We start from the raw sequence: 13,317 nt of genomic DNA on the forward strand, positions 1-13,317 counted from the left end.
CGGCGAACCTTCCTTTTCCCTCCCGCCGCGCCGTTACAGCATCCACTCGATCGGCAGCCAGCCGGCCACGGTGAGAATAATGCGTTTTACCCAGCCGGCGCCGGGCTCTTGCTGATGCACCTCGGTGTGGCCGTCTTCGAAGGCTTCTTTCCACACCATTTTGCCCTCGGGCGTCAATACCGGGCGGTAGGCGGCGTACTCGAGCGGGCCATCAAACAGTTGGCGAGTGTCGGCCGCCAGCGTCGGGCTGTCGATCAAGAAGCCCATTTCGCAGTTCAGGTGCGCCGAGCGCGGATCGAAATTGAACGAACCGATAAACACCCGCTTATCATCGATGGCGAAGGTTTTCGCGTGCAGCGCCGCGCCGGACAGCCCCAGCGGCTTGAGTTCCTTGCGCCCGGTCGGTTGACCGGCGCGCAGCTTCAGCTCGAACAGTTCGACGCCCGCCTGCAGCAGCTCACGCCGGTATTTGGCGTAGCCGGCATGCACCACCAGCACGTCGGTGGTGTTCATCGCGTTGGTCAGCACGCGTATGGACTTCCCCTGTTTGGCAAGCGATTCAAAGAAGCTCGCCCCTTCCCGCCCCGGCACGAAATAGGCGGAAACCAGATCCAGTTGCCGGCCGACGCCGCCGATGATCTTGCCGAGCTGCGTCACCATCAACCGATCGCGCGACGCCTTGCCCAGCCCTTTCGCCGGATCGTCGGCCACCAGCTCTACCTGGGTGAATTCCGGCTGGACGGCGCCATCGCGAAAGCGCACCGCGCTGGTTTCCAGCTGCACCGCCAATTTGCGGGCCCGTTCGCTGCTTTCGGTCGCGGTGGCCTGCGTCAGGAAGGCAGAAAGATTACCTTTGCCCCGGATAATTTGCTCAACGCCGAACACCGACGCGCTGTTCCAGTAGCGATCGAACACCTCGGCCGTTTCTGCCACTACGCTGCCGACGCTCAGCACGTCGAGATCGAGGAAATAGTTTTCGTCGCCGACCTGGAAATACTCGTCGCCAATGTTGCGGCCGCCGATGATCGCCACGGCGCCGTCGACGATGTAAGACTTGTTATGCATGCGCCGATTCATGCGCATAAAGTCAAAGGCGTAGCCGGCCAACTTCGGCGTGCGCACGGTTGATGGGTTGAACAGGCGGATCTCGACGTTTTCCTGGGCGTTCAGCGCCGCCAGGGTCTCGTCCATGGCGACGCCGTTATCGTCCAGCAGCAGCCGCACGCGCACGCCGCGTTGTGCGGCGTCATACAGGGTTTTCAGCAGGATCTGCCCGGAGGTGTCGTTATGCCAGATGTAGTACTGGGCGTCGATCGACCTTTCCGCCATCCGCGCCAACGCCAGGCGGCTGGCGAACGCATCGTGCCCGCTGGCCAGCGGCACCACGCCGCTCAGGCCAGGATGCGCCGCCATCAGTTCGGCGGCCCGCGCCGGTAACTGGGCGGCAGGATCCGCCGGCAACGCCGCCTGCGGCAGACGCTGGGAAATATCCGGCAAACGAAAGAGGACTCTTGCCGCAATAATGGCGATCGTCACGGCGAGAATCAGATACACGACAATTTTTATCACGGGAAGCGGCCTCGGAGGTTGACTGCTTTGCTTTATACGTCATTAGGTTGCTTCAATCTATAGGAGAAGCGCGCTATGCCATAAGGCTATAGCGTAAAGCGCGAAGGCGAAACGCCAAACAGTTTTTTGAACGCCACCGAATAGGCGCTGTGGCTCTCGTAACCGCTTTCGAAGGCGGCGTGGATGATCGAGTGGCCGGCCAGCAGCAGCGGAATGGACGACAGCAGCCGCAGGCGCTGTTTCCACTGGCCGAAGGTAATGCCGGTTTGTTGGCTGAAATGGCGTTGAAAGGTCTTTACGCTGATCGACAGTGAATCGGCCCAGGCCTCAATGCCGCGATCGTCGGCCGGCGTGATGACCAACCGCCGGCAAATTTCGGCCATTCTCGCCTCTGCCGGCCAAGGCAGGTGCAGCGCCAGCTGCGGCTGCAGGCTCAACTCCTCAAGGAACAACGCTCTGAGCAGCGCATTGCGTTGGGTCTCCGCCCCTTCGGGCGCCAGCGTCGCCAGCTGAGCGATCAGTTCTCGCAACAGCGGTGAGACCTGCAAGACGCCATCGCGCAGCGGCAAACGCGCGGCGGTGATTTCATCGACCAAAATCCCGTAAACGCAGATGTTGCTCTGCATGACGATCTGATGCTCTACCCCCGGCCGCAGCCAGACTGCGGTGGTGGGCGGAACGATCCAGCGCCCGCTGCTCGCCTCGACCGCCATAACGCCCTGCTGCGAATAGAGCAAGTGGCAGCGCCTATGCGAGTGGTAAGGAATGACGAAGCCCGCCGGATAGTGTTTCACCAGCCCCGTCACCTCGAACGAGGAGTTTTCGTGGCTGCTGAGGTCGATGCGTTTCGTTTCGGCATTGTCGACTTCGAATCCCATGGCCGTTTGTCCCTTTTGATAACGCGAATGTCTTTTATTTGATAGAGGAGTCGCATGATCCTCCATATAGTGACGCTGTCGCAAGCCACACCAGGGGCCTTATGCGAAGAAACTCACTATTTACACCAAAATTTCATCGTTCTGCGTAAAACGCAGGCGTTGCGCATGCGCTGCGCAATGGCGGCTCGTTGCGGGGGCGACGTGGCCGAAAGTGATGGATAGGGAAAGCGCGGTGGCATAATCAGGAGGTATACGCATCAATCAGCAGGCAGCTCAGCCCGGGGGGGCGGCTTAATGCTGAAGGGATAGGGAGAGCGCCTAGGCTCTCCTCCATCCAGAGTTGTTATTTCATCAACGGGCCAGCTCGGCACCGTCCAGCTCGGAAATCGCCAGACAAATCACTTCCGTAATGGCCTGTACCGTATAGGCGGTATTGGCAGGAATGATTAACATCTCATGGGGTTGCAACGTCTGATCGTCAACCTTCAGTTCACCGCTCAGCACCATCAGTTTCACCCAGCCCGGATGAAAACGCGCCGGTTGTCGGCTGCCCGCATCCAGCTTCAGCAACGCCGTATGGCCAGGTGTTTCCCGTTTCAAAATATGAAAGTGTACCCCATCGTAAGGCATGTTTTCGTAATGCAGTGACGCCAGTGTTCTCTTATGCATGGTAAGTGTCCTCGTGACCTGTGAGTAGCTGCTCCGCCTTCGGTCGCCGTAAAAACGATTGGCGGCTGTCCCTACCGAAAGCACAGGCTCGCAGCCTCTTGGCGAACGGATTAACTGTCGTACTTGCAGCGGCCCGACCGACCGCCGTTTCATGCCTAACCTGCCTCAGGCATGCTACTAAATATATAAGAGCCTCGCCGACGGCGCAAAAAACCGCGGTTCTTATCATTTAATGATGCCCGAACCTCATTCAAGTGTTGCCGCCAAAGCCACCATGCCGCCATTCAGACGGCATGGGGCTGGCCCCCTGCTTTCGCCGCCGGGCGGCGCACTTTCCAGCCCTAGCCGTGGAGCGCCAGGCCTTTTATCGCCTTATCCACCGCTTTCTTCGGCCCGCGCAGCGCCAGGCCGACCAAATCCAGATTGTCCGCGTCTTCAGCGAGAAAAACCTGGCGGTTGGCTTCATCGTGCCCGGTCGCGAACATGGCGTGCACATAGGGGATCAGCGTTAATTCCCGCTCCAATCCTTTGCGATGCACATTTTGCAGGCCCGGCAGATCCGCGGCGAAAATCAGCATCGGCTGCCCGGAAATGGCGCCGTAGCGTCTGCCCTGCGCATCCACGTAACGCTCGCCGATGATTTCCGGAGCCGCGGCGGCGATGCCCGTCGCCAGAAAGGCCACCACGTTCAGCCGCTGCCAGGTCGGCAGATCGTCACGCACGATAAACGCTATCTTGGTATCAAACATATTTCGCTCTACTCCGTTGTGCTGTTAAACGCGCATCATCGGAGATGGCATGTCAACGGTATAGAACGTTTGTGCACTGGCGTTGATAGGCCGCCGGCGATAATCGGTAGGCGCGCTGGAACCAGCGGCCCAAATGGCTCTGATCGGCAAAACCCACCTGCATGGCGACCTGCGCCGGTTCTTCCCCCTGCGCCAACAGCAAGCGTGCAGCCCGCAGCCTCAACCGAACCAAATAAGCGTGCGGCGACTGGCCGAAAGCCCGGGTGAACTGGCGAGTCAGGCGGAAACGGTCCAGGCCGCACTGAAGAGCAAGTTCATCCAGGCTGGGATTATCCGCCATGTGCTCGTGCAAATAGTCCCGCAAGCGATTCATCTCAATTAAAGCGTCATCGCTTTGGGAAGTTGGCCGAACGCGAATATGCCGTGCCAAAAGCGTCAGCAGTTGATCCAGGCTTTGATCGCGCGCCAGCCGGCCTTCCCCCTGATGCAATGCAAAAAACGCCTGGTGGATCGCGGTCGCCAGCATCGGATCGTCGGTCAACGTGCTGTGGAAGGCGCCTTCCAGCACCGAAGCGTCCCCCAATCCGCGGCGGCTCATCGCGTCGGAGACCCAGCGCTGCGGCAGATAAAGCATCGCATAGGTAAACCCCTCGGCCTGCGGCGCATGGCCATCGTGCACCGCGCCCGGCTCGATCAGCATGGCGCGCCCCGGCCGGCTGGTATGCAGCGAGCGGTGGCAATGGAAACGCTGCAAGCCCTGCTGCGTGACGCCCACCAGCATTTCATCATGATCGTGAGGATCGTAGGCATGCCCCTGAAAGTGAGCGTTGACGCTCTCAATACCGGTTTCGTCATCGCGTCGCAATTCGAGCCAGTCTTTATGTTGATGATTTGACGCCATGCAATCAGTCCGGAGTTCTGCTCACAGGAAAAGAAAAAACAGCTTACCCTGACACCGCCGCGGTTGCACGCTCACAGCTCGCAGATGGCGTAAGTGCCCTTCCCGGCCGATTTCGCCTGATACATCGCGCCGTCGGCGCGGGTCAGCAGCATCTCCTCCGTCACATCGCCGCGTGGGGAAATGGCCGCGCCGATGCTGGCGGAAAGCCGTACCTTCTGCGGCCCGATCTGCGTAATTGTGGCCAGTTGCGCCAACACGTTTTCGCAAAACTCGCTGACCTCGCGCCGCGGATCCGTCAACGGCCACAGGATCACCGTGAACTCGTCACCGGCAAGACGCGAGACGCTGTGGCGCTCGCCGGCGCAGGCGCTGAGCAACGTGGCGAAGGTTTTCAGGATCGCGTCGCCGAAATCATGGCCATAGCTGTCGTTAAGGGTTTTGAAGCCGTCGAGATCGATAAACAGCAGCGCCATCTGCCGCTGATGGCAACAAGCCTGCAGCGTGCCCGACAACCGGCGCAGAAACGCACGGCGGTTGGTCAATCCGGTCAGCATGTCGTGGGTCGCGTCATATTCCAGCCGCTGCTGCAGCCGCTTCAGTTCGGTGATGTCCATGGCGAGAATGTAAAAGCCCTGCGCTTCGCACGGCACCAGCGTGGTGTGGATCATCAGCAGCCCCTGCCGGGTCTGCAGCTCATTCTCAAAACTCACCATTTCGCCCGCGAGGGCCCGTTCGATCATCGGTTTTGCTATCCGATAAACGCTTTCCCCCATGAAATCACGCACCGTCATCCCCCTGAGGCTGGACTCCTCCAGACCGAACCAGGTTTTGTAGGCGCTGTTGGCGAACAGGTAGCGTTCATTGCCGTCGATCTGGCTGATTAAGGCCGGCATGTTGTCGGTAATGGCGCGCAGACGCTCCTTCTCCGCACTGAGCTGATATTCGGCGAGCACGCGGGTTTCAATCTCTTCGTTGAGTTTTTTGACCACCACGTTCAGCTCCCGCGTGCGGGTTTCGACGCGTTCCTCCAGCTCATGCTGCAACGCGAACAGATCGGCCTCGGCCGCCTTGCGCTCGCTGATATCGACGATAACCGAGATGAAATGGTCCGGTTTGCCGTTCGGCAAGCGATTGAGCGCCACCGTCAGCTGCACCCAAACGATCGAGCCGTCGGCGCGGAAATAGCGTTTTTCCATCGAGTAGGTGCTGATTTCATTTTTCAACAGCTGCTGCAGCTTTTCCAGGTCGGTATTGAGATCGAGCGGATAGGTAATGTCCTGGAAGGTGCGATCCATCAGTTCGCGCTCGGAATAGTGCAGCATTTCGCAGATGCGCGGGTTCACCCGCAGCCAATACCCCTGCAGCGAAACCAGCGCCATCCCTACCGCCGCCTGGGCGAAGGTCTGTTCGAACAGGGCCTCCGTGCGCTGCAGGTCGGACTTCAGGTTTTCGGTATAGACGTGGCGCTCAATACTTTGCAGATACTCCTCCACCACGGCGGCGAAATCATGCAGATCGGCCAGTTGTTCCGGGGAAAACGGCTGCGGGTGGCTGTCGATAATGCACAGGGTGCCGAGCGGCAACCCGTCGAGCGACAGCAGCGGCTGCCCGACGTAGAAACCGATCCTCGGCCCGCCGATCACCAGCGGATTATCGAAAAAGCGCGGGTCGTTGGCGGTATCGGGCACCACCAGCGCTTCGCGTTGCAAGATCGCATGGCCGCAAAACGAGATATTGCGCGGCGTTTCCCGGGCATCCAGACCGTAGCGCGATAAAAACCATTGGCGATCCCGGTCGATCAGCGACACCAGCGCAATGGTCACGCCGAAGTATTTCGCCGCCAGCCGCGTGATGCGATCCAGTTTTTCCACCGAGTTTGAATCCAGCACGTTCAGCGAATTCAATACCGACAGGCGTTCGGCTTCGTTTTCGGGGAAGCAGGGTTCGAGCATGTTGTCTCCCATTGTGTCACCCACGGATCCGGCGCAGCCAGCCGGCGTGAGTCCGTTCGCCCTATCCGTCGGTCAGCGACAAATATCCTTGTCCATCATAGACTCACTCAGTATCAATCCGATTGCGCATTCTCGCCAGCTTTGCCGGCCGTTGCGTTTACCCCCGCGCTGCGCTACAGTCGTTCACAAGGTGATGGTGTTCCACCTTTCCCAACCGCCGCGTTCACTCGAACCGGATGATGACGCCTGATATACAACTTCGCTTTATTTTTTAGGCAGGTATGTCAGGAGTCGCTATGAATGAAATCTCACGTCTTACCCCTTTTCCGTTCCAGCCCGATGCCGTCGCGCGGGAAATGCCCCTGTACGTTTTCGGCCATAAAAATCCCGACAGCGACAGCATCTGCAGCGCGCTGGTGGTCGCGGACTGGCTCAATCACCTCGGCAAACCGGCCGTGGCTTTCCGCCTCGGCGACCTGACGCCGGAAACCCGCTACATACTGGCTGCCGCCGGCGTACAGGCGCCTGCGCTGCTGAAAGGCGATCTTCGTGACCGCAAAGTCTGGCTGGTCGACTTTACCGATATCGAACAAGGCCCGGCCTCATTGCTCGACAGCGACGTGGTCGGCGTTATCGACCATCACCGGCTGGGCACGTTAGTCACCCGCAACCCGCCCGATGTCTGGGTGCGCGCCGTCGGCTGTTGCGCCACCGTGATCCTGCAGATCCTGACGACAGAAAAGCCAATGCCACTTAACGCCGCCCAGGCCACGCTGCTGCTGGGCGCCATCCTGAGCGATACCGTCGCGCTCAGTGCGCCAACCACCACGGAACAGGATCGGCTGGCGGTCACCCGGTTACGCGCAATCTCTCACGTCGACTATGACGCCTTCACCGCCGGGCTGCTGGCCGCCAAAACCGATCTCTCGGGGCAATCCGCCGCGCAGTTGCTGCACCGCGACGCCAAGGATTACCGCATCCATAGCGTCTCGCTGCTGCTGTCGCAGATAGAAGTGCGGGCCATGAGCGACATCGATCCGCTGTTGCCCGCACTGCAACAGGCGCTTGAACAAGCGAAGCAGGAAGCCGGGCTGGAGATGGCTGCACTATTGGTCACCGATATCACCCGCCGCCGCTCCACCCTGTATTTCTCGTCGAACCGGGTGCTCGGCATTCGTCAGGTATCGCTGCCCGGTATGACGAGCCGAAAAAAAGAGGTTTTACCGTGGTTAACCCTCCAGATCGCTAACGCAGGGAGATAAGTCATGCCGCTCTATCAACATGCTTTACTGCTGGTACAGGATGAACGCGACGGCCGGCTGCTGTTGCGCCATGCCGAACGCCTCAATCAGCAGATGAATACGCGCATTACCGTGGCGCACATCAGCGCCGACTATGCCGAGCTGGACTACCTCAGCGATGCGCAAACCAAAGATCGCCAGTCCAGCGAGGTGATCGCCGCCAAAGCCATGCTCAGCCGCCTGGTGGAAGACTGCTCAATCCCCCTGGAGGTGCGCGCAATCGTCAGCATCCATCGCTTCAAAGACGTCGAAGCCCTGATTGCCCGTGAAGGCGTCGATCTTTTGTTGCTCGGCCATCAGAACCGTCCGTTTGGCGTCTTTGCCTCCTTCGGTTTCGAATTCATCAACCATTTATCCATCGACGTGCTGATAAAACACGTTCCCACTCCCTAGAACGAGGTGACACCCCCATGAGCTATGAGATTGAAAGCGTAACCGCCAGAGAGATCCTGGATTCGCGCGGCAACCCGACCGTCGAAGTCGACATGAGCGCGGCGGGCGTCGTGGCCCGGGCTTCGGTGCCTTCGGGAGCCAGCACCGGATCGCGCGAGGCGGTGGAGCACCGCGACGGCGATCCGCGCCGTTTCGGCGGCAAAGGCGTACTGGAGGCGGTGCACAGCGTCAAAACGGCGATCAACGAGGCGTTGCGCGGAGTGGATGTGCGCCAACAGGCGGAGATAGACCGCCGGCTGATCGCGCTGGACGGCAGCGAGAACAAAAGCCGATTGGGGGCCAACGCCCTGCTCGGCGTGTCTCTGGCCGCCGCCCGCCTCGCGGCGCAATTGTCGCAGCTGCCGCTGTATCGTTATCTGGGCGGCATCGGCGCCAATCTGCTGCCGGTGCCCTGCATGAATATCATCAACGGCGGCGTGCACGCCCGCTGGCAAGGGGCGGACTTTCAGGAGTTTATGATAGCCCCCCTGGGCGCACCGTCGTTGCGCGAGGCCGTGCGCTGGGGCAGTGAAGTTTATCAGGCGCTGCGCCAAATCCTGTTGGAAAAAGGCCTGTCGGTCGGCGTCGGTGACGAAGGCGGTTTTGCGCCGGCGGTCGCTTCAAACCGCCAGCCGCTCGAGCTGATAGTGCAGGCGATAGAGAAAGCCGGCTACCGGCCGGGAGAAGATATCGCGATCTGCATGGATCCGGCCTCGAGCGAATTCTACGCCGACGGCAAGTACCGCCTGCGCAGCGAGAACCTCGAGTTGGACGCAGCCCAGATGACGGCCTATTACCAACGGCTGGTGCAGGATTTCCCCATCGTGCTGATTGAAGACGGCTTGGCCGAGGACGACGGGGCCGGCTGGCGTATTCTGAGCGACGCCCTGGGCGACCAGGTGGAGCTGGTCGGCGACGATCTGTTCGTCACCAACGTGAAATACATCCAGCGCGGGATTGATGAACGGTTGGCCAATGCGGCGCTGATCAAGCTGAACCAGATCGGCACGCTGAGCGAAACCTTCGCCGCCGTACAGCTCTGCCAGGCGAACGGCTGGGGCACCTTTATCTCGCACCGCAGCGGTGAAACCGTCGACAGCTTTATCGCCGACATGACGGTCGCGATGCGAGCCGGCCATCTGAAAACCGGCGCGCCGAGCCGCGGCGAGCGCATCGAAAAATACAATCAGCTGATGCGCATCGAAGATCAGTTGGGCGCCTCGGCGGTGTATGCCGGGCGTTCCGCCTTTAAACGCCGCTAAGCTTTGCCGGCCGGGCCGGCGATGCGTCGGCCTGTTTTTCGCCCTTGGCTTGACACAGGCCGGCGACACCGGACGCCAATAAGGTCAGCCGGGTCGTCAACAAGGTTTCTCGTTGTTCATTCAGCGTGGCCATCATCAGCTCGATCTCCGCCAGCCGTTCATCGACGCCGCGTATCAACCCATCCTGATAAGCGCTGCCCTGCAGCGCCAGCACCCGTTGGATCGCCTGCAGCGAAAAACCCAGATTTTGGCCGATTTGGATCAGGTGCAATCGCTCCAGCGCGCTATCGCTGTAGACCCGATAGCCGTTGACGCCACGCACCGGTTTCGGCAGCAACCCCAGCTGCTCGTAGTAGCGTATCGCCGAGGCGGCCACGCCGGCGCGCTGCGCCAATTCTCCGATCTTCATGCCCTATTGACCTTAAAGTTAACTTTAAACCTAGTATAGCGCCATTCCCCGTACGACAGGAGCGCAAACCGATGTTTACCCCACTGACACTGCCCAACGGCAGCCGTTTATCCAACCGTCTGGCCAAGGCGGCGATGGAAGAAAATCTGGCCGCCCCGGGCCAATTGCCCGGCATGGCGCTGTGGCGCTTATACCGCTACTGGGCCGAAGGCGGCGCCGGCTTGATCATCACCGGCAACGTGATGATCGACGGCCGCGCCATGACCGGCCCCGGCGGCGTGGTGCTGGAACAGGACACGCCGCTCGCCCCGTTCGAAACCTGGGCCAAGGCCGCGCGCCAGGGCGGCGCGCAGGTGTGGATGCAGCTTAACCACCCGGGCCGGCAGGTGATGGCGAACATGGGCGGTAACGCGTGGGCGCCCTCCGCCATCCCGCTGGCGATGGGCAAGCACAGCAAGCTGTTCGCCCAGCCGCAGGCGATGGATGCAGCGCAGATTGCCGAGGTGATCGCGCGCTTCGCCGCCAGCGCGCACGCCGCCGAACAGGCCGGTTTTACCGGCGTGGAGATCCACGCGGCGCACGGCTATCTGATTTCCCAGTTTCTCTCGCCGCTGACCAACCAGCGCAACGATCGCTGGGGCGGCGAGTTGGCGAACCGCGCCCGGTTGCTGCTGGAGGTAGTGCGTGCGGTGCGCGAGCGCGTCTCGCCGGAATTTTGCGTGGCGGTCAAACTGAACTCCGCCGATTTCCAGCGCGGCGGTTTTTCATCGGACGATGCCCGCCAGGTGGTGCTGATGTTGAACGAGTTGCCGGTCGATCTGATCGAACTGTCCGGCGGCAGCTACGAAAGCCCGGCGATGCAAGGCGACACGGCGGACGGCCGCACTCTGGCGCGCGAAGCTTATTTTCTGACCTTCGCCCGCGATCTTGCCGCCGTCGCGCGCATGCCGGTGATGACCACCGGCGGCATCGCCCGCCCGTCGGTGGCGCAGCGGGTGCTGGACAGCGGCGTCGCGGTCGTCGGCATCGCTACCGCCATGGCGGAAGTGCCCGATCTGCCGCGGCGCTGGCAAACCGGCGCGGCCCCCCATGCGCTGCCTGCCCCGGTCACCTGGCGCAGCAAGGTGATGGCGTCGCTCGCCCGCATGGCGTTGGTCAAGCGCCGGATGCGCGCGTTGAGTGACGATCGGCCGCGCAATGTGCGCTACTCGCCGCTGTTCACGCTGGTCGTCGATCAGTGGCGTACCCGCCGTATCCTGCAGCGTTACCACGCCTGGTTACAGCAACGTTAATGACCGCGGCGCCGGCAAACACGCCGGCGGCCGCACAAAAATCCCGCTTTTTTGATCGCGCTACGTAAAATCTGCAAGAAATCACCGCTCTGGATACTGCGCTTTTAACGCTCGGCTGCTTATATTCATCACAAATTTTGTGTATATAACCGCTTTAGGACTTAAGGTGGTGAATAGATGAAAATAAGCCGCTATTTTCTATTTATGTTATTAATCGGAAATTCACCTTAATAATAAATGCATTAAAGAAGCAGCCAAAGGAAAGCAGAAAAGCATTTTTGCGCAATGTTAAAGAAATGTTGTTTTTTGCCGGCAAAACCAACGGTCAACAAATCAACAACATATTGATGAGCCTAAGAAAAAACTAAACAATTCAAAACAAAATCGGCTATTGAGTCCCAGGCGAAAAAGCCATATATTGGTCGCGCTTTTCACAAGGCAGTTACTTTTCTAATTCATTAATTCAATCGTTGCGTCTTGAGACCTTCGGTTGTAGGAGAGATATGATGACGGATAAAGTCCGTATTGATACTTTAGTTGCAAACTCATTAAACGGAAACAATGAAACCTATTTGGCGCGCCAAGCCGAATTTGAGTCGAATGTTAGGAGTTATCCGCGCAAATTGCCGTTGGCAATTGCGAAAGCCCAGGGCGTTTGGATCACTGATGTTGAGAATAATCAATATCTTGATTGCCTGGCCGGGGCGGGAACGTTGGCTCTTGGACATAATCACCCCGACGTCCTGCAAAGCATCCAAAATGTCATTACCAGCGGCTTGCCGTTACATACTCTCGATCTCACGACCCCGTTAAAAGATCGTTTCTCCGATTACCTGCTCTCTCTGTTGCCGGGCGAAGGCAAAGAATATTGCCTGCAGTTCTGCGGCCCGTCCGGCGCCGATGCGGTGGAAGCCGCGCTGAAGTTGGCGAAAAAGCACACCGGCCGTTCTGGCGTGATCAGCTTCTCCGGCGGCTATCACGGCATGACCCACGGCGCGCTGTCGGTCACCGGCAATCTGTCGCCGAAGGCGGCGATCAACGGCATGATGCCGGAAGTGCAGTTCATGCCTTACCCGCATGAATACCGCTGCCCGCTGGGCATCGGCGGCGAAGCCGGCGTCAAGGCGCTGACCTACTACTTCGACAACCTGATCAACGACGTGGAAAGCGGCGTGCGCAAACCGGCGGCGGTGATCCTGGAAGCCGTTCAGGGCGAAGGCGGCGTTAACCCGGCGCCGGCCGAGTGGCTGCAGCGCATCCGCAAAGTGACGCAGGAGCATGGCATTCTGCTGATCATCGACGAAGTTCAGGCCGGTTTCGCCCGTACGGGCAAGCTGTTCGCCTTCGAACACGCGGGCATCGAGCCGGACATCATCGTGATGTCGAAAGCGGTCGGCGGCGGCTTGCCGCTCGCGGTGCTGGGCATCAAGAAAGAGTTCGACGCCTGGGAACCGGGTCACCACACCGGCACCTTCCGCGGCAACCAGCTGGCGATGGCCACCGGCCTGACCACCCTGCAATACCTGAAAGAGCACCAGGTCGCCGACAAAGTGGCCGCGCAGGGCGAATGGCTGAAAGGCAAACTGGCCGAGCTGCAGAAACGGTATCCGGTGATCGGTCACGTCCGCGGCCTGGGCCTGATGATCGGCATCGAGATCGTCAAGCCGAACGAAGCGCAGGATCACATGGGCTGCTACCCGGCCGATGGCGAGCTGTCCGCGTTGCTGCAGAAAAAGTGCTTCGAATCCGGTCTGATCCTGGAGCGCGGCGGGCGCAATGGCTGCGTGCTGCGTCTGCTGCCTTCCCTGCTGATCACCAACGATGAGCTGGGTATTTTCCTCGATAAATTTGAGCAGGCGCTGTTGGCCGCCGGCGTCAAGCCAGTCTGATTGGAGCGAATGAC

The 13,317-nt window shown here is 60.0% G+C and carries 12 protein-coding genes and 1 riboswitch; of the genes, 5 read left to right on the forward strand and 7 right to left on the reverse strand.

What is annotated here, in order from left to right; translation table 11 throughout:
- Positions 1 to 33: 33 nt before the first annotated feature.
- From ACSBQQ_RS06125 to ACSBQQ_RS06150, 6 genes are all read right to left on the reverse strand, one after another.
- A complete protein-coding gene (locus tag ACSBQQ_RS06125; RefSeq protein WP_039566127.1) occupies positions 34 to 1,569 on the reverse strand; it encodes a phospholipase D family protein in 1,536 nt (511 codons plus the stop codon).
- Between the two features lie 86 nt (positions 1,570 to 1,655).
- Positions 1,656 to 2,447 (reverse strand): AraC family transcriptional regulator, encoded by a 792-nt coding sequence (locus ACSBQQ_RS06130; RefSeq protein ID WP_043147468.1) that lies wholly within the window; start codon positions 2,445 to 2,447, stop codon positions 1,656 to 1,658.
- Between the two features lie 351 nt (positions 2,448 to 2,798).
- Positions 2,799 to 3,116: a cupin domain-containing protein gene (locus ACSBQQ_RS06135; protein ID WP_015377878.1), complete on the reverse strand. Its 318-nt coding sequence runs from the start codon at positions 3,114 to 3,116 to the stop codon at positions 2,799 to 2,801.
- Between the two features lie 341 nt (positions 3,117 to 3,457).
- The gene (locus ACSBQQ_RS06140) at positions 3,458 to 3,865 is read right to left on the reverse strand and encodes a DUF2000 domain-containing protein (RefSeq protein WP_033634544.1); all 408 of its coding nucleotides are present in this window, start codon (positions 3,863 to 3,865) and stop codon (positions 3,458 to 3,460) included.
- Positions 3,866 to 3,917: 52 nt separating this feature from the next.
- Positions 3,918 to 4,766 carry an AraC family transcriptional regulator gene (locus tag ACSBQQ_RS06145; protein ID WP_033648316.1) on the reverse strand — a complete coding sequence of 283 codons (849 nt, stop codon included), beginning with the start codon at positions 4,764 to 4,766 and terminating at the stop codon, positions 3,918 to 3,920.
- A gap of 71 nt (positions 4,767 to 4,837) precedes the next feature.
- Positions 4,838 to 6,718 carry a diguanylate cyclase domain-containing protein gene (locus tag ACSBQQ_RS06150; protein ID WP_033634542.1) on the reverse strand — a complete coding sequence of 627 codons (1,881 nt, stop codon included), beginning with the start codon at positions 6,716 to 6,718 and terminating at the stop codon, positions 4,838 to 4,840.
- Positions 6,719 to 6,898: 180 nt separating this feature from the next.
- A riboswitch (Fluoride riboswitch) is annotated at positions 6,899 to 6,974 on the forward strand.
- 40 nt (positions 6,975 to 7,014) lie between these two features.
- Between ACSBQQ_RS06150 and ACSBQQ_RS06155 the strand changes: the two genes are divergently transcribed.
- The 3 genes from ACSBQQ_RS06155 to eno are packed head-to-tail and all read left to right on the forward strand — an operon-like array spanning position 7,015 to position 9,713.
- On the forward strand, positions 7,015 to 7,980 hold the full coding sequence (locus ACSBQQ_RS06155) for a DHHA2 domain-containing protein (protein WP_033648315.1): 966 nt from the start codon (positions 7,015 to 7,017) through the stop codon (positions 7,978 to 7,980).
- Positions 7,981 to 7,983: 3 nt separating this feature from the next.
- A complete protein-coding gene (locus ACSBQQ_RS06160) occupies positions 7,984 to 8,412 on the forward strand; it encodes a universal stress protein (protein ID WP_033648314.1) in 429 nt (142 codons plus the stop codon).
- Positions 8,413 to 8,429: 17 nt separating this feature from the next.
- A complete protein-coding gene (gene eno, locus ACSBQQ_RS06165) occupies positions 8,430 to 9,713 on the forward strand; it encodes a phosphopyruvate hydratase (protein WP_043147464.1) in 1,284 nt (427 codons plus the stop codon).
- Here the strand turns inward: eno and ACSBQQ_RS06170 are convergent.
- Complete coding sequence (locus ACSBQQ_RS06170; RefSeq protein ID WP_060428084.1) at positions 9,700 to 10,122, reverse strand: MerR family transcriptional regulator; 423 nt, start codon at positions 10,120 to 10,122, stop codon at positions 9,700 to 9,702. The genes eno and ACSBQQ_RS06170 overlap by 14 nt on opposite strands.
- Before the next feature lie 71 nt (positions 10,123 to 10,193).
- On the opposite strand from ACSBQQ_RS06170, the gene ACSBQQ_RS06175 reads away from it, so the two are divergent.
- Both ACSBQQ_RS06175 and ACSBQQ_RS06180 read left to right on the forward strand, forming a co-directional pair.
- Entirely contained in the window at positions 10,194 to 11,414 is a 1,221-nt protein-coding gene (locus ACSBQQ_RS06175) for an NADH:flavin oxidoreductase/NADH oxidase family protein (RefSeq protein WP_060428086.1), read from the forward strand.
- Positions 11,415 to 11,920: 506 nt separating this feature from the next.
- The gene (locus tag ACSBQQ_RS06180) at positions 11,921 to 13,303 is read left to right on the forward strand and encodes a diaminobutyrate--2-oxoglutarate transaminase (RefSeq protein WP_072010260.1); all 1,383 of its coding nucleotides are present in this window, start codon (positions 11,921 to 11,923) and stop codon (positions 13,301 to 13,303) included.
- The last annotated feature ends 14 nt before the right edge of the window (positions 13,304 to 13,317 follow it).

The sequence above is a fragment of the Serratia sp. G204Y genome (assembly GCF_051172435.1).
Taxonomy (GTDB): Bacteria; Pseudomonadota; Gammaproteobacteria; order Enterobacterales; family Enterobacteriaceae; genus Serratia; species Serratia sarumanii.

What these genes read in the sequence shown, in the direction of transcription:
- eno (WP_043147464.1), top strand. Translation starts at nt 8,430, where the DNA reads ATGAGCTATGAGATTGAAAGCGTAACCGCCAGAGAGATCCTGGATTCG.
- ACSBQQ_RS06150 (WP_033634542.1), bottom strand. Translation starts at nt 6,718, where the DNA reads ATGCTCGAACCCTGCTTCCCCGAAAACGAAGCCGAACGCCTGTCGGTA.
- ACSBQQ_RS06175 (WP_060428086.1), top strand. Translation starts at nt 10,194, where the DNA reads ATGTTTACCCCACTGACACTGCCCAACGGCAGCCGTTTATCCAACCGT.
- ACSBQQ_RS06140 (WP_033634544.1), bottom strand. Translation starts at nt 3,865, where the DNA reads ATGTTTGATACCAAGATAGCGTTTATCGTGCGTGACGATCTGCCGACC.
- ACSBQQ_RS06180 (WP_072010260.1), top strand. Translation starts at nt 11,921, where the DNA reads ATGACGGATAAAGTCCGTATTGATACTTTAGTTGCAAACTCATTAAAC.
- ACSBQQ_RS06170 (WP_060428084.1), bottom strand. Translation starts at nt 10,122, where the DNA reads ATGAAGATCGGAGAATTGGCGCAGCGCGCCGGCGTGGCCGCCTCGGCG.
- ACSBQQ_RS06135 (WP_015377878.1), bottom strand. Translation starts at nt 3,116, where the DNA reads ATGCATAAGAGAACACTGGCGTCACTGCATTACGAAAACATGCCTTAC.
- ACSBQQ_RS06155 (WP_033648315.1), top strand. Translation starts at nt 7,015, where the DNA reads ATGAATGAAATCTCACGTCTTACCCCTTTTCCGTTCCAGCCCGATGCC.
- ACSBQQ_RS06160 (WP_033648314.1), top strand. Translation starts at nt 7,984, where the DNA reads ATGCCGCTCTATCAACATGCTTTACTGCTGGTACAGGATGAACGCGAC.
- ACSBQQ_RS06145 (WP_033648316.1), bottom strand. Translation starts at nt 4,766, where the DNA reads ATGGCGTCAAATCATCAACATAAAGACTGGCTCGAATTGCGACGCGAT.
- ACSBQQ_RS06130 (WP_043147468.1), bottom strand. Translation starts at nt 2,447, where the DNA reads ATGGGATTCGAAGTCGACAATGCCGAAACGAAACGCATCGACCTCAGC.